We start from the raw sequence: 14,132 nt of genomic DNA, 5'->3' as shown, positions 1-14,132 counted from the left end.
TTAATGTTATGAACGTAAGAGTAAAACAAATTATGGCAGCGTTAACGCTGTTGTTATCTTCCACAGGAATTAATGCACAATGTGCCATGTGCCGTGCTGCATTGGCGGGGAGCGAAGGCAATGTAAAGGCAGAGGCGGTAAACGATGGTATAGTTTACTTAATGATATTTCCTTACCTGCTTGTAGGGCTTGTAGGGTATGCGGTATATAAACTGCGTAAGAATGCAAAAGATAAAAAGACTGAAACAGCAGAATAAAAAAATATTTGACTGTAGTTATGATATAAAAAAGCCCAAAGCTGTTATTGCTTCGGGCTTTTTTGTGAGTGTGTACTATTTCATTCCGTCTATTTTCAGGTCTATTTTTCCCGATCCTTTTATAAAGGCAATGATAGCATTGTTTGTAAGTTCCACTTTGTCGAATTCAAAATCGTTAAGGGTCCCGTTTACAAAAACACCCGGCATAGGGGAGTAGTTGCTAACGTATGGCAGCAGGTTTTTCTTGCCTTGCTCTAAATTGTCTTTAATCGAGTAACGGCAATTCTCCTGTATTTTTTTCAGTATCATCCCTTCAGCAAGCCAGTTGGCTGTTCTCATCAAAACACTTTTGGTGTTGAGTACATAGTCCATCTGGTCAAAATAGATCTCCTTGGTAACGGAGTTGTAATTAGGATACCCCGTTAGGTATATGGTTCCATTGATACTTCCTGTCATATCAAGGGCTACGACCATTTTACCGTCTTTGCTCCATAGGTCAACCTTTTGAACTGTCACTTTTTTACTTCCGCTGCCAAATTCCTGTCCCTGGAAGTTTTTTGTAATTACTTTAGATGCGCTTTCATAAGTAGATACTGCGGCAACGACTGCGCTTACGCTTTCGGGCATTTTCTTTACAGGCTTAAGCACCACATCTTCTTTTTTAAAGGTATTCTTTGGCTTTTGGCCTACCATGGTAAGCATGCTGCATTTAAGTCCCATGTCAAGGGTTACCTGTTTTTTTGTAAGCACGGCATCGGTAACATAAAGCTCAACGGGGTTAAGTTTAAACCATGTTTCATATTGTTCACTTGTCAGGAACGGGGTGCTCAGTTTATCAAGAGCATCCAGTACCTGCGGTTTAAAATCCATAGTTTTTGCCATGGCATCATCAAGCTTGTTCTCAATTTTGTTTTTGAAAAGCTTTACCGCAGGGTTTATAAGGTAGGTTATGGCAACTTTTTTTCCGGCAATGGTTACTGTAGGGCTCTCGTTCCATTCAAGAAATTCAATTGATGTATCGGTTGAAACCTTCCAATTAGAGAGTCCAACTTTGCTTGTAAAAGTAACCACTCCGTCAAGGTTAACCTCGCGCGTATCATAAAGGTTCATGCCAAGGGCAGATGTTCCGTAACGCAGATTAGCAGTAATTTTAATAGGAACAACCGATTTTAATTTACCATTCTGTTCAGAAAATTTAATGGGCGCGGTTTTAAAAACCTGCATAGCAATATTGTCGTCTTCTATGTTTTTGTCTTCATATACAAGGCTGGGCAGCAGTTTGTTTACCTGTGCTTCAATATCTACTATAGTTATAGACACTGGCAGGTTAATAAAAGATGTAGTGCTTTGGTACACTATAGGTGCATTGTTGCTGGGCTCAGGTTTTAAAGCTTCAATTCTTTTTGTTGTAGAGCAGCCGATAAGTAAAGCCGAAAAAGCAATTACTCCGCTAAGTAGTAAGGTTCTCATTTTATGTGTTGTAAAAAAATAACCCGGCAAAATTAGCTTTTTATTTGTAACAAAATTGGCAGGAATTAGTCTAATAAAAATATATTTAGCGTATTATCGTTAGATAATTTGGGTAAATTTGTAAACTCATCAATCAAATCTATGAAAAACAAATTATGCAGAATAACCATTCTTGCAGTTTTGCTTTTGGGCGGCTTTGCTAACGCACAGGTCAAAAAGTGGACGCTGGAAGAATGTGTAGACTATGCTATAAAGAACAATATCTCCATAAAGCTTAGTGCGCTAGATGCGCAAACTACTCTTGTTGCAAAGAGTGATGCCTGGGGTGCGTTACTGCCAACAGCAAATATTCAGGGATCGCATTCCTGGAATATTGGTCTTAACCAGAATATCACAACGGGTTTACTTGAAAACCAGACAACCCAGTTTACATCGATAGGATTAAACATGGGAATTGATATTTATAACGGACTCCAAAACCAAAACCGTTTAATTAGAGCCCGTCTTGCCATAGTGGCTGCGCAATATAAGCAGACCAAGATGGAAGAAGACACTGCACTTAATGTTGCTAACGCATACTTACAGATTCTTTTCAATAAAGAGAATTTAAGGGTGCAGGAGCAACAATTGGCTTATGATACCAAACAAATGGAAAGGACGGAGCAGCTTGTAGAAGGCGGCGCTGTACCGCGTGGCGATCTTTTAGACATTAAAGCTACTATTGCCGCCGATAACCAAAAGAAGATTGCTGCCGAAAATGCACTGCTTATTTCTAAGCTTAGCCTTGCACAGCTTATGCAGCTTGATGATTTCCTTAATTTTGATACTGCTGACAGTGACTATCCTGAAGATAAAAGCAGTGTTATGATGGAAAAGCCTGCTACAATTTATGATAAGGCAAAAGGTATACGTACCGATCTTAAGGCGGCCCAGGCTGATGTTGATGTTGCTGAAAGGGATGTTAAGATTGCAAGGGGTGCTTACCAGCCGAGACTTACCGGCTTTTACAGCTTCACTACCCGTGCAGCCTATTCGGATAAGATAATCGGTTTTCAGCCAAATACTTCGAGCCCAACAACCGTAATAGGTTACGTTGAAGGTACAAACCAAAATGTACTTCAGCCAAATTCTGAACCTATTTTGGGTAAAAGGGATCCTATTATTGACCAGTTCAATGATAATAAAGGTCACTCATTTGGTGTGCAGCTAAGTATACCTATTTTGAACGGTTTCTCTGCGCGAAATAACGTGGAGCGCTCTAAGATAGAACTTGAACGTTCTAAGATTACGCTGCAGCAAAAAGAGTTAGATCTTGAAAGAAACGTTTACACGGCCTATACTGATGCCCAGGGCGCACAAAAAGCGTATGATGCCGCGGTATCTGCTGCAAATGCAAGAGATGAGTCGCTTAATTATGCTAAAGAGCGCTATGAGGTGGGGCTTATTAATGTATTTGACCTGAACCAGGCGCAAACGCTTGCTGTAAATGCACAATCTGAAGTGCTTAGAACAAAATACGACCTTATATTCAAAGTAAAAATACTGGAGTTTTATTTCGGAATTCCTATCTACCAAAAACAATAGCCATGTCAAAGAAAACCATTTATATTATAATAGGCGCAATAGTGCTTTTAATTGTAGGACTAGTTGTTCTTAAACAAACAGGAGCTGTAGGTGCCAAAGATGAAGGAAAAGAAGTGGAAACTGCAGCTGTAAAAGAAATCAATCTTATAGAAACGGTTTCGGCTACAGGAAAGATACAGCCGGAAATTGAAGTGAAAATATCATCTGAGGTTTCAGGCGAGATCATTGAACTGCCTATTAAAGAAGGTCAGCCTATTAAAAAAGGAGATCTTTTAGTTCGTATTAATCCTGACTTATATGAATCAGGACTTAGCAGGACCGCTGCATCGTTATCTACTGCAAAAGCTGGCTTGAGCCAGTCTGAAGCGCAGCTTAAAGAAGCCAAAGCAAATTATGACCGTAACAAACGCCTGTTTGATAAAGGTGTTATCTCTAAGTCAGAATGGGATAAGATAGTTTCTTCTTATGAGGTGGCACAGGCTTCTAAACAATCATCTTATTACAATGTAGCGAGTGCTAATGCAAGCGTTACTGAGGCAAAAGATAACCTTAACCGTACCACCATATATGCACCGGTAGATGGTACGATCTCTAAACTGGATGCCGAACTGGGCGAGAGGGTAGTGGGTACGCAGCAAATGACGGGTACAGAAATTTTGAGGGTTGCAAACCTTAATAATATGGAGGTTGAAGTAGATGTTAATGAAAACGACATTGTTAAGATAGAAATTGGCGACGAAGCAAATATTGAAGTAGACGCTTATCTTAAAAAACAATTTAAGGGTATTGTAACCAGCATATCAAACTCAGCAAGCAGTGAACTTACAGCAGACCAGGTTACAAACTTTAAGGTTAAAGTAAGGATTCTTAAAGAATCTTATGAGGATATGACAAAGGGCAAACCTGCCAATTATTCTCCTTTCAGGCCTGGAATGACTGCTACTGTTGATATCATTACAGAAAATAAGACTAATATATTAGCCGTGCCTATTAGCGCAGTAGTTGTTAAGTCTGACACCACAGCTGTTAAGCAGGATGTTGTTGCGCAGCTTGAAGAGAAAGAAAAAGAAGCTAAAGAAGGCGTGGTGGCTAAAAAATACGAATGCGTATTTGTTAAGTCAGGCGATAAAGCAGTCCTAAGGCCTATCATTACAGGTATACAAGACGATACCAATATTGAGATCATAAAAGGACTTAAAAAAGGAGATGAAGTTATAATAGGTCCTTATGCACTGGTTTCCAAAGAGCTTAATCCAAATGATAAGGTTAAAACCAAACCTAAAGACAACGGAAAAAAATAAATAATGGCTTTTATTTTAAATATTGAAACGGCTACAAAAAATTGTTCTGTATGTCTTGCAAAAGACGGCATTCGTGTTGCTGTAGCCGAATATGCAGGAGAAGGTTATACACACGCAGAAAAACTGCACGTGTTTATTGAAGATGTATTGCAAAAAGGCAATATTACATTTAAGGATCTTTCGTCTATTGCTGTAAGCATGGGCCCGGGTTCTTATACAGGATTACGAATAGGTGTTTCGGCGGCTAAAGGGCTTTGCTATGCGCTTGGAATCCCTTTGATAGCTATTGATACCCTTGAGCTTCTTGCTCGAAGGGTAAAAGTTGATGATGGGGTTATCATTCCTATGATAGACGCGAGACGTATGGAAGCCTATACGGCTATTTTTAATAAAGAATACGTCAAGCTGAGAGATACAAAAGCAGAAGTTGTTGACGCTGATACTTATAATGGTACAGAAGGAACAACTATACATCTTGCAGGTGACGGTGCGCCTAAATTTCGCGAAGTTTTATCAGGGGACAGGTTCGTATACCATGAGGAGGTAGTCTATCCTTCTGCGGCAGAAATGGCACCCCTGTCTTATGATAAGCATAAAAAAAGCGACACCGTAGATGTCGCTTACTTTGAACCTTTTTATTTAAAAGATTTTATCGCCGGAAAATAATTACAGGACAGTGTCCAGATAAGTTCCTAATTGCTGAAGATCTGTTTCTTTTTCAAGATCCAGTTTATTCTTTTTGATGAATTCAAGTACCTCTTTACTCTTTGCAGGTACTAATTTCGCAAGCTCTTTTTTACTTGAGAAGTATACAGCATCTGCACCTTTTAGGCTGATGTAAAATTCATTATCCAGTTTTTTATAATTGGCAGGCTTATAGGTAGAATAGCTATTTGCCGGAAAAACTTCTGGCTGAAGGTGTATTCTTTCACGTTTAAATATCTTAACATTTGGCTTGTCGCTAACGATGCTCAAATAACCTGTTTTTTCTTCATCATCTTTAGTCTTATACTGCTGCAGGCTATATTGTGTTCCTGTAGAAGTTAGCGTTATCGTAACATCTTTTTGTGTAGGCAGTATAGAGTTTGTTCCTGCTAAGGGATCGCTAAGCTCAAAATGATCAGAGTAAGCATTGTAACGTACAAGTACTGTTTTATCATAACTTGATATCCTCGCAGGCATAAACTTATCATTAGCAAACATTGATCCTGTTGCTGCCTGGCTTTTTTCTTTAGAAAGGATAATCTGGTTACCGCCACCGTGTACAGGAGTCTGCTGGATTTGAGCAGTTGCTGCTACAGATGCGAAGGCAAAAGCAGCTGTGTAAAATAAATTTAAATTTTTCATTCTTGTAATTAATAGTTATTGCAATTTTTTTTAATAGGCGTCAAATATACTTTTTTTCAGGCATATTTGTGTGATATTTTTTTGACATATTATTGTTTTCAAAAAATATGCCACACCATCTAACGCTTTGAAATTAAAATTATTGCAGAAGTGCTTTTACCTTGTCTCCGCCTATGATATGTATGTCTCTTTGCGGGAATGGCAGCTCAATTCCTTCTTTTTCAAAGGCTTCTTTGATACTTTCATAAAAGTCAGATACTACAGCGCCATGATTACCGCGTTCTGACCACATCATTATATTCAGTGTGATTGCATTTTCTGCAAGATCTTTTACTTCAACGGCAGGGGCAGGGCTGCTTAAAACCTTAGGGTCGCTCTTCATGACACGGTATATCACATCCTTAACCTGAGAAAGGTTACTATTATATCCAACACCTATTAATATGTCGGCCCTGCGAAGTGGCTCCTGCGAAAAGTTTTTGATTGTGTTGTTAGATAAGGTTCCGTTAGGCAGGTATACTACCTGGTTTGTAGAAGTTATAATTCGTGTGCTGAAAATTTGTATGCTGTTTACTGTTCCTGCCTGTCCCTGCGCCTCTATATAATCGCCCACCCTGAAGGGCTTGAAGAGAATGATTAAAAGGCCTCCCGCAAAGTTAGAAAGTGAACCCTGTAATGATAGACCAACAGCGATACCTATGGTACCAAGCAGTGCCATCAGCGAGGTGGTTACTACGCCTAGCTGATCAAATATTGATATTATAAGTACCACCCTGAATATCCAGGTACATACGTCTAATACAAATTTTAAAAACGTCGGATCCATTTCCCGGCTCGTCATCAATCGGGTCATTATTTTTCTAAAAATTTTTATTCCCACTATCCCTGCTACCAGTATCACGACAGCAACGATTAAATTTGGTATAAAAACAACCACGTGATCTACAAACCTGTCTATATAAGCGTCTAAATTTTTTATTTGTGCGATGAATAATGGAATCATACCTTTTTTAAATCATTTAATGTTTCTTGAATAGTGTTTTTTGGAAGCCCGCAAGCCCTGTTTTGGCAAATATAAAACAGGTTCTCATTGTTTACAAAACGATTTGCAAGGAAAGGTATTGTGCTTTCCTTAACGCTTCCTGCTATGATTATGTGCGGCAGGTAGTTACTGTTGATTTCTTTTAAAGATTCAATTGCATCAGGACCGCATACTGCCAGTTCTTTGTTTTTTTCTGAAAGGTCAAGCCATAAGTTTAGCCAGTTTGAAAATGCCGAAGGATAATCAAGGTTTGGTATTATAAGATAAAGCATTTGCAGGGCTGTTTTCTCATAATATTCATTGTCAAAAAGGATGCTGAGTTTATACAGCACATTAGCCATAACGGAGTTTGAAGCTGGAATCACGTTGTCTTCAGTTTCAAAATGCTTAGCGATAAGCTGCTCTTCTTTTGCAGAGGTGTAAGCAAAGAACTGCTGCTTTTCGTCGTAAAAGTTTTCGAGGCAGTAATCAGTAAGCTGCTTGGCATAGATTAACCATTTTTCTTCAAGGGTAGCTTCATACAATGTGATGAAAGCGTCAGCTGTCAGGGCATAATCTTCCAGAAATGCCTTTATTTTTGCATCTCCGTTTTTATAGGTACGCCATAAATGCCCATCAGGATGCCATAGTTTACTGCATATAAATTCTGCATTACGTACTGCTATTTTAATGTATTCTTCGTTTCCTAAAGCTTTATATGCGTCGGCGTAGCCTTTTAGCATAAGCGCATTCCATGAGGTTAATATCTTGTCGTCAAGCCTTGGTTTTGAACGGCGCTCGCGTACTTCATAGAGCAGTTTTTCCCAGTCCTGTTTTTTAGATTTAAGCGTTTCCAGAGTAAGTCCTGCGTTGGCTGCGATATTTTCGGGTGCATCGTTTTGGATCAGCACAAAATTTCTATCTTCCCAGTAGCCAAATTCATTTATATTGAATACGGTTGCAAAGAGCGTAAAATCGTCCTTTAGCAAATCCACAAGCTCTTGTTTTTGCCAAACATAAAAAGCACCCTCCTCGAGGCGGCCTTTTTCGTTAAGGCTGTCGGCATCCAGTGCGCTGTAAAAGGCGCCTTCTGCGGTAGTAAGTTCTTTCTGCAGGAAAGCGTGGGTTTTCTCGATAACCTCGCGATATAGCGGATCTTTAGTGCGTTTGTAAGCTTCGGCATACAGGCTCATAAGCTGTCCGTTATCATAAAGCATCTTTTCAAAATGCGGAACGTGCCATTTCATATCTACCGAATAGCGTGAAAACCCGCCATCAATAGTATCAAACAGTCCACCCCATGCCATGCGGGTAAGAGTAATATCTACAAATTCCAATATGTCGGCTCTTTTCTCCTGAAAGCCATAGCGTTGCAGGAAGAGGTAATTGTTTGGCATCATAAACTTCGGTGCCCTGGCATGGCCTCCAAACTCCCAGTCAAAACTCTTTGACCATTTTTCAATTATCGGTTTTATATTTTTTGGATTGGCAATTTCGTTGGAGGTATTTTGCCCCAGCAGTACCAGCGACTGTATGCCGCCCAAAAGTTTTTCGGCATATTCTACCATTTTTTCCGGCTGCTCAATATAAAGCTGCTGCAATTGCTCTAACGAATCTATCCAATTGGCTTTCTTAAAGTAAGTACCGCCCCAAACCGGCCTTCCATCGGGCAATAAAACGGCATTCATAGGCCAGCCGCCCTGTCCGGTCATGATCTGCACGGCTTTCATGTAGGTAGCATCAACGTCAGGGCGTTCTTCACGATCTACTTTTATAGAAATAAAGTCTTTGTTCATTATGTCGGCAACTTCATTATCTTCAAAGCTTTCATGTTCCATGACATGGCACCAGTGGCAGGCAGAATAGCCAATGCTTACTATAATAAGTTTGTTTTCCTCTTTGGCATTTGCCAATGTATTTTCGGTCCATGCTTTCCAATGGATAGGATTGTTGGCATGCTGTAATAAATAAGGGCTGGTTTCAAGATGAAGCTCGTTCATGGTTTTATTTTAGATAAAGCCAAAGTTACTAAAACCAAAAAGGGAGTCAAAGGTATTTTGCAAAACAAAAGTTTTAAAAACTATGACGCATAGGTAAAAAGCAATCAGTTAAGCTAAGAAATTTAATACACTAGTGATTTAATTTGTAGTTGATAATAAGTATATTAGTATTGAAAAACGTAGCTTATGAATACATCTTTACTTTATCAGACTCCGGGTTACATAATCGTATCACTGCTTTTCGTAATGATGCTTTTGTTTAATCGTATTGGTTTTAAAATTCATCAAAGGCAAACAGCAAAAAATGATGAAAGTGTATCGGCAGGTTTGGGTCCGGTAGAAGGGTCTCTTTTAGGATTGCTGGCACTGCTCTTGTCTTTTACTTTTGGTATGTCGGCTTCCCGCTTTGATGAACGCAGGAGTGTGATTGTGCAGGAAGCAAATGATATAGGTACTGCCATATTGCGATGCGACCTGTATACTGATAGCGATAGAAAAGAACTACGGGAAGATTTTAAACTGTATGTGGATGCCAGAGTTGCTTATTATAATGCAGGGAACAGCAAACAAAAAAATAGCGATGCGATAAAGGAAAGCGAAAAGCAATCAGGAAGAATATGGAATAAAGTAATGATGCTGTCTCAGGATAAGGAGAATACATTGCGTTCACAGCAAATGATACCGGCTGTTAACAGCATGATCGACATCGTGACAACCGGTCAGGCGGCAAGATATGCAACAGTGCCCGATTCTATTTTGTGGCTATTGTTTGTACTTATATTGACAGCGAGCCTTATAGTTGGCTACAGTAACAGCAACAAAAAAATAAATCATGTAATTGTAAGCGGGTTTGCGTTGATGACAGTGCTGACCGTGTACTTAATACTTGATCTTGACCGCCCAATGAGAGGAATAATAACTACAGATGCCTCCGTACAAAAAATAATTGAACTAAAGAATCTTTTTCAAAATGAGTAAAATGACAAATGAGTAACGCCCGTCATTGCGGGCGTTACGGTAAGGGATTGATATATTAATTATATCCTGTGAATAGAAGTAATATAAGGTTTTCCTCCGTCAAGCGGTTGAAAAATTTCAACGATCGCTTCCCATACTACCTGTGCAGGCGGCATAGACGCAGTGCATCTGTAACGGTAGTTAGTTCCTGCAACAACTTGTGTTGCAACCTGAGTAGGTGTGTACGTTACACCCACGAAGCCTTTTAATGCTTCATCAAATACTTTTTTGTCTTCCGGGCTTAGGTCATGGTAAGGTGTCCATCCGCCTAATAAAATCTGTTCTTTTGCTTCTGCTGTTTGTGACATAATGTTTTAGTTTTAAATAGTTTTTCCTACTCGTAAGGTTTTTCGGAAAACACCCCGTTGATTAATGTGGTTGCTGACTCCACTGTTGGTTTGATAAGTGCAAGCTAAATTTTATTTTAAATGAAAAATCAGGGGTAAATACTGATTTTTTCTGTCACGTATAAATACGTGGTTTGTAAACAATCCCTTCCTGCTTTCTAGTGGAAGGGATTATCTTTTAAATTATATCCTCTGGATACCTGTAATGTATGGTGCTCCGGTTAAAGGCTTGTAGATAGATATTATAGCCTCCCATACAGCGTTTGACGGCGGCATTGAAGCAGAACACATAAAACGATAGTTTGTGCCATTTACTAATTGCGTAGATACTTTTTTCGGAGTGTATTTTACTCCTAGAAGGTTGTGTTTAGCTTCATCAAATACCTTTTTGTCTTCTGTGCTCAGGTCATGGTATGGTGTCCATCCACCTAATAAAGTCTGATCTTTTGCTTCTGCTGTTTGTGACATAATTTTTTAATTTAATTGTTTTTCCTACTCGTAAGGTTTTTCGGAAAACACCCCGTTGATTAATGTGGTTGCTGTCTCCACTGTTGGTTTGATAGATGCAAGCTATAATTAAAACATCTTCAAGATACAGGCGTATATACCTGTTTTTTGCCAGAGTAATAGTACGGGTATTTATGAAGTTGTTGAGGTGTGGTCTGGTAGATAAGCAGGAGTTATCTGCCGTTTAACCGAATTTTTTGGTTAATAGCCAAAAGGAGTGGTACAGATAACCACTGAATAAAATACAGCTTGAGTGCCGTAAAGATTTGTTTCTACACAGCCTGAGTAAATTCTGGGCAGTCCAGCCTCAAATCTTTTGTGTGTAATGGTTGCTTAAGCAGATTGCAAAAATAGGTAGTGCCGCCTGTAGTAAGGTAAATGCAGTTATTACAGGACCGCTGAACGGTTACAACACCCTGCCTATTTAGTTTTGCAATTAAATTTGATATATTCTCCCAGATAATTTCCTTATCAATTTCGCTAACGCCTGATATTATATCGGCTACCGGATCTGTAAATTGTTCGGTTTCTTTTATTATCCTTTTTCCCTCTATAGTAGGCTTAAGATAATAACTCCGGAAATCACTGCTGTCGTTATATTTAGCAATAAGTTTTTTTTGTTCAAGTACCTTTACGGCGTCGCTTACTGTGGGTTTTGTAACATTAAACTCTTTAGCAAGGTAGCTAACAGTATTTTTTTCGTCAGAATGATATTGGGTAAACAAAAGTATCTGGATTTGTATTGGGCTTAGGCCAAATTCTTTTGCCTTTTCCCATAAAAGTGTCTTAAATACATGAGAAAGCCTTTCCAGCCCGGCAACAATTTTGTTGCCTGTATTCTCGTTTTGTATGTTAAGATTAAATATCGACATAGTTAGTTTGCTTCAAAATAATCAAGTATGCTATACATACGCTCATTATTTTCTACAATAAGTTGTTTTTGGGCTGCAATATAATCCGGCTGTTGTGTAAATGGGCTGCCGTCTATATCTTCTTTGCCAAAAGTAAGCATTTGGGCTAAAGAATCGTCGGTTACTTCAAAATGAAATTGAAGTCCTAAAACAGTATTTCCATATAAAAATGCCTGGTTTATACATGCTTCGCTTGATGCCAGTAATATACTGTTGTCAGGCAGGTCAAACGTTTCTCCATGCCAGTGAAATACGTTGTACTCTTTTTCGTCGTGGAACAAAAAATTATCTGCGGATGCTGTATTGTTGATTGGAAACCATCCTATCTCCTTTTCTTTGTTCTTATAAACACCGGCGCCAAGTACAGATGCGATAAATTGCGATCCAAGGCATATGCCTATTACTGTTTTGCCTGTGTTGATAGCGTTAAGAATAATTTTTTTTTCGGTATTTATCCAAGGATATTTTTCAGAGTCATTAACACCCATTGGCCCACCCAGAATGATCAGCCAGTCAATCTGGCTTAAGTCAGGAAAGGATTCGTTGCAATACAGTTTTGTTGAAGTAAGAACATGGTTTTTTGTCTCTGCCCATTGCGCAATGCATCCAGGGCCCTCAAAGGCTGCGTGTTGCAGATAGTGTATTCTTAAAGGTTTCATTTTACGTCTTTATTTTCATTCCAGTAATAACTGTCAGGATATATCCTGTCGCCAAAAATGGCTGTGCCTACCCTTACAATGGTAGCGCCTTCTTCTATAGCGGTTTCAAAATCATGACTCATACCCATGGACAGTTCCCTAAGGTCAAAGTTTGGCAGGCCAAGTTCTTTAATTTGCAATTCAAGTTTCTTTAAGAGCCTGAAACATTGTCTCACTTTTTCTGTTTCAGCACTAAATAAGCCTATTGTCATGAGTCCTTTAACTCTAAGGGTGTCATATTTCGACATTTCGCGGGCAAGCTGTATTGCTCGTTCCGGGCTTACGCCAAATTTACTCTCCTCATAAGATGTATTTACCTGTAGCATGACATCTGCGCTCCGGCCTTCATGCTGCAGCCTTTGATCCAGTTTTTCCATCAGGCTTATTCGGTCTACAGACTGTATGCAATCTGCAAATTTAAGTACATCTTTTACTTTATTGGTCTGCAAATGCCCTATGAAATGAAATTCTGCATCTATAACCGAAAGGTAATCATATTTTTGTCTTAGTTCCTGAACCTTATTTTCGCCAAGCAACAATCTTTTGCCGGCAAAAGCACTAGTAATTTTTTCTGCAGCAACGGTCTTAACCGCGAGAAGCAGCCTGACAGATTCAGGATCTCTTCCTGAATTTGCTGCTGCTCTTTCCATACGCTGCTTTATGCTGCTTATATTATGCTGAATGTCATTCACAGCCTTCCATTTCTATGATGTAATATCCTTTGCCGGCTATTGACTGCTCGATTTCGGGAGTGGCTTGTTCTATATGGCAAAAACTGCATTCTTTTGCGCTCAGTGAGCTTTCGGCTTCATTTTTTGAAGATAAATAATCTTTACCAAAAGCATATATTGTTTCTAGGTCGTTAATATGATCTGGTGCAAGAATGTCAAAATGCATTTCGCTGCCATCTTTTTTAGATACGTAGATATCCCAAACTGCTATTTTCATGATTTTAAATTTTTAGATTGAATAAATGAAACAGCGGGAGTGGCCCAGCAACCGCTGTTTCTAAAAATGTGTTATGCCTTTACGTCTTCTATTGACGCGCCAAAGTTAATGTGCAGCACGTTTCCTGTAGGAGTAACCAGGGCAGGAACTGATTTTACGCCTAGAGCTTCAGCTTCGGCTATTCTGTCTTTAGCATTGCCAAAGTGAACGATCTCCACATTTTCCTCTCCGATAAGATTAACGATGTCGTGTTCTGCGCTGATACATACGGGGCATCCTGCATGATAAAAAACTGATTTTTTCATTTTAATTGTTGTTTTATGTTTGCCGGCATTATTACCACAACAAATATAGTAAGGAATCCTAACTAAAAAAATATGGCGCAATCATTTTTTTTGATAGGAACATAAAGGCTGCCTATAGGGTTGATATTTGCTTATTACAAAAGTGTTAGTAATTCTGCAAAAAAATAAAAGGCCTCTTGCAGATGCAAAAGGCCTTTTGTGGTACCTCCAGGAATCGAACCAGGGACACATGGATTTTCAGTCCATTGCTCTACCAACTGAGCTAAGGTACCATTATGTAGTTTGTAAAAGCCAAAGATGGCTTTTCGAATAAAAAAGCCCCTGAGATGTCAAGGGCTCTTTTTTTGTGGTACCTCCAGGAATCGAACCAGGGACACATGGATTTTCAGTCCATTGCTCTACCAACTGAGCTAAGGTAC

The 14,132-nt window shown here is 39.2% G+C and carries 16 protein-coding genes and 2 tRNA genes; 5 read left to right on the top strand and 13 right to left on the bottom strand.

All coding sequences use genetic code 11. From position 1 onward, the window contains the following. The first annotated feature begins 8 nt into the window (after window positions 1-8). Complete coding sequence (locus R1T16_RS17680) at window positions 9-257, top strand: hypothetical protein (RefSeq protein WP_317502463.1); 249 nt, start codon at window positions 9-11, stop codon at window positions 255-257. 75 nt (window positions 258-332) lie between these two features. Here the strand turns inward: R1T16_RS17680 and R1T16_RS17675 are convergent, their stop codons facing one another. Further along, on the bottom strand, window positions 333-1,727 hold the full coding sequence (locus R1T16_RS17675; RefSeq protein ID WP_317502462.1) for a DUF4403 family protein: 1,395 nt from the start codon (window positions 1,725-1,727) through the stop codon (window positions 333-335). A 141-nt stretch (window positions 1,728-1,868) separates the two neighbouring features. Here R1T16_RS17675 and R1T16_RS17670 point away from each other — a divergent pair, with 141 nt between their 5' ends. Genes R1T16_RS17670 through tsaB form a run of 3 tightly spaced genes read left to right on the top strand, consistent with a single transcriptional unit; the run spans window position 1,869 to window position 5,278 of the window. Then, entirely contained in the window at window positions 1,869-3,311 is a 1,443-nt protein-coding gene (locus R1T16_RS17670) for a TolC family protein (RefSeq protein ID WP_317502461.1), read from the top strand. Window positions 3,312-3,313: 2 nt separating this feature from the next. Further along, window positions 3,314-4,612, top strand: coding sequence for an efflux RND transporter periplasmic adaptor subunit (locus R1T16_RS17665; protein WP_317502460.1), 1,299 nt, complete (start codon window positions 3,314-3,316; stop codon window positions 4,610-4,612). A 3-nt stretch (window positions 4,613-4,615) separates the two neighbouring features. Beyond that, on the top strand, window positions 4,616-5,278 hold the full coding sequence (gene tsaB, locus R1T16_RS17660) for a tRNA (adenosine(37)-N6)-threonylcarbamoyltransferase complex dimerization subunit type 1 TsaB (protein WP_317502459.1): 663 nt from the start codon (window positions 4,616-4,618) through the stop codon (window positions 5,276-5,278). Here tsaB and R1T16_RS17655 read toward each other — a convergent pair whose 3' ends face one another. The 3 genes from R1T16_RS17655 to R1T16_RS17645 form a co-directional block, all read right to left on the bottom strand. After that, complete coding sequence (locus R1T16_RS17655) at window positions 5,279-5,959, bottom strand: hypothetical protein (protein WP_317502458.1); 681 nt, start codon at window positions 5,957-5,959, stop codon at window positions 5,279-5,281. 139 nt (window positions 5,960-6,098) lie between these two features. Continuing rightward, entirely contained in the window at window positions 6,099-6,962 is an 864-nt protein-coding gene (locus R1T16_RS17650) for a mechanosensitive ion channel family protein (RefSeq protein WP_317502457.1), read from the bottom strand. After that, window positions 6,959-8,980: a thioredoxin domain-containing protein gene (locus tag R1T16_RS17645; protein WP_317502456.1), complete on the bottom strand. Its 2,022-nt coding sequence runs from the start codon at window positions 8,978-8,980 to the stop codon at window positions 6,959-6,961. The genes R1T16_RS17650 and R1T16_RS17645 overlap by 4 nt, the downstream gene beginning before the upstream one ends. 186 nt (window positions 8,981-9,166) lie before the next feature. Here R1T16_RS17645 and R1T16_RS17640 point away from each other — a divergent pair, with 186 nt between their 5' ends. Further along, on the top strand, window positions 9,167-9,958 hold the full coding sequence (locus tag R1T16_RS17640; RefSeq protein ID WP_317502455.1) for a hypothetical protein: 792 nt from the start codon (window positions 9,167-9,169) through the stop codon (window positions 9,956-9,958). Between the two features lie 59 nt (window positions 9,959-10,017). On the opposite strand, the gene R1T16_RS17635 is transcribed toward R1T16_RS17640, so the two are convergent. The 9 genes from R1T16_RS17635 to R1T16_RS17595 form a co-directional block, all read right to left on the bottom strand. Continuing rightward, window positions 10,018-10,305 (bottom strand): hypothetical protein, encoded by a 288-nt coding sequence (locus R1T16_RS17635; RefSeq protein WP_317502454.1) that lies wholly within the window; start codon window positions 10,303-10,305, stop codon window positions 10,018-10,020. A gap of 222 nt (window positions 10,306-10,527) precedes the next feature. Continuing rightward, a complete protein-coding gene (locus R1T16_RS17630; protein ID WP_317502453.1) occupies window positions 10,528-10,812 on the bottom strand; it encodes a hypothetical protein in 285 nt (94 codons plus the stop codon). 311 nt (window positions 10,813-11,123) lie between these two features. After that, window positions 11,124-11,723, bottom strand: a complete 600-nt coding sequence (locus R1T16_RS17625) for a MarR family winged helix-turn-helix transcriptional regulator (RefSeq protein ID WP_317502452.1) — start codon at window positions 11,721-11,723, stop codon at window positions 11,124-11,126. Window positions 11,724-11,725: 2 nt separating this feature from the next. Continuing rightward, window positions 11,726-12,421 carry a type 1 glutamine amidotransferase gene (locus R1T16_RS17620; protein WP_317502451.1) on the bottom strand — a complete coding sequence of 232 codons (696 nt, stop codon included), beginning with the start codon at window positions 12,419-12,421 and terminating at the stop codon, window positions 11,726-11,728. Further along, window positions 12,418-13,152, bottom strand: coding sequence for a YggS family pyridoxal phosphate-dependent enzyme (locus tag R1T16_RS17615; protein ID WP_317502450.1), 735 nt, complete (start codon window positions 13,150-13,152; stop codon window positions 12,418-12,420). The genes R1T16_RS17620 and R1T16_RS17615 overlap by 4 nt, the downstream gene beginning before the upstream one ends. Further along, the gene (locus R1T16_RS17610) at window positions 13,145-13,408 is read right to left on the bottom strand and encodes a DUF2024 family protein (RefSeq protein WP_317502449.1); all 264 of its coding nucleotides are present in this window, start codon (window positions 13,406-13,408) and stop codon (window positions 13,145-13,147) included. Before R1T16_RS17610 ends, R1T16_RS17615 begins: the two co-directional genes overlap by 8 nt. A 71-nt stretch (window positions 13,409-13,479) precedes the next feature. After that, window positions 13,480-13,713: a thioredoxin family protein gene (locus tag R1T16_RS17605; RefSeq protein WP_317502448.1), complete on the bottom strand. Its 234-nt coding sequence runs from the start codon at window positions 13,711-13,713 to the stop codon at window positions 13,480-13,482. Window positions 13,714-13,912: 199 nt separating this feature from the next. Next, a tRNA-Phe gene (locus R1T16_RS17600) sits at window positions 13,913-13,985 on the bottom strand. A 75-nt stretch (window positions 13,986-14,060) separates the two neighbouring features. Continuing rightward, window positions 14,061-14,132 (bottom strand) — tRNA-Phe (locus tag R1T16_RS17595).

The organism is Flavobacterium sp. DG1-102-2 (genome assembly GCF_033042555.1).
GTDB lineage: Bacteria > Bacteroidota > Bacteroidia > Flavobacteriales > Flavobacteriaceae > Flavobacterium.
Note: the sequence above shows the minus strand (reverse complement) of the source record. Positions and strands in the feature narration are given on the sequence as shown.

Excerpts from the sequence above, each read along its gene's own strand:
- R1T16_RS17620 (WP_317502451.1), bottom strand. The coding sequence starts at position 12,421 with ATGAAACCTTTAAGAATACACTATCTGCAACACGCAGCCTTTGAGGGC.
- R1T16_RS17655 (WP_317502458.1), bottom strand. The coding sequence starts at position 5,959 with ATGAAAAATTTAAATTTATTTTACACAGCTGCTTTTGCCTTCGCATCT.
- R1T16_RS17665 (WP_317502460.1), top strand. The coding sequence starts at position 3,314 with ATGTCAAAGAAAACCATTTATATTATAATAGGCGCAATAGTGCTTTTA.
- R1T16_RS17610 (WP_317502449.1), bottom strand. The coding sequence starts at position 13,408 with ATGAAAATAGCAGTTTGGGATATCTACGTATCTAAAAAAGATGGCAGC.
- R1T16_RS17650 (WP_317502457.1), bottom strand. The coding sequence starts at position 6,962 with ATGATTCCATTATTCATCGCACAAATAAAAAATTTAGACGCTTATATA.
- R1T16_RS17675 (WP_317502462.1), bottom strand. The coding sequence starts at position 1,727 with ATGAGAACCTTACTACTTAGCGGAGTAATTGCTTTTTCGGCTTTACTT.
- R1T16_RS17635 (WP_317502454.1), bottom strand. The coding sequence starts at position 10,305 with ATGTCACAAACAGCAGAAGCAAAAGAACAGATTTTATTAGGCGGATGG.
- tsaB (WP_317502459.1), top strand. The coding sequence starts at position 4,616 with ATGGCTTTTATTTTAAATATTGAAACGGCTACAAAAAATTGTTCTGTA.
- R1T16_RS17625 (WP_317502452.1), bottom strand. The coding sequence starts at position 11,723 with ATGTCGATATTTAATCTTAACATACAAAACGAGAATACAGGCAACAAA.
- R1T16_RS17680 (WP_317502463.1), top strand. The coding sequence starts at position 9 with ATGAACGTAAGAGTAAAACAAATTATGGCAGCGTTAACGCTGTTGTTA.
- R1T16_RS17605 (WP_317502448.1), bottom strand. The coding sequence starts at position 13,713 with ATGAAAAAATCAGTTTTTTATCATGCAGGATGCCCCGTATGTATCAGC.
- R1T16_RS17670 (WP_317502461.1), top strand. The coding sequence starts at position 1,869 with ATGAAAAACAAATTATGCAGAATAACCATTCTTGCAGTTTTGCTTTTG.
- R1T16_RS17645 (WP_317502456.1), bottom strand. The coding sequence starts at position 8,980 with ATGAACGAGCTTCATCTTGAAACCAGCCCTTATTTATTACAGCATGCC.
- R1T16_RS17630 (WP_317502453.1), bottom strand. The coding sequence starts at position 10,812 with ATGTCACAAACAGCAGAAGCAAAAGATCAGACTTTATTAGGTGGATGG.
- R1T16_RS17640 (WP_317502455.1), top strand. The coding sequence starts at position 9,167 with ATGAATACATCTTTACTTTATCAGACTCCGGGTTACATAATCGTATCA.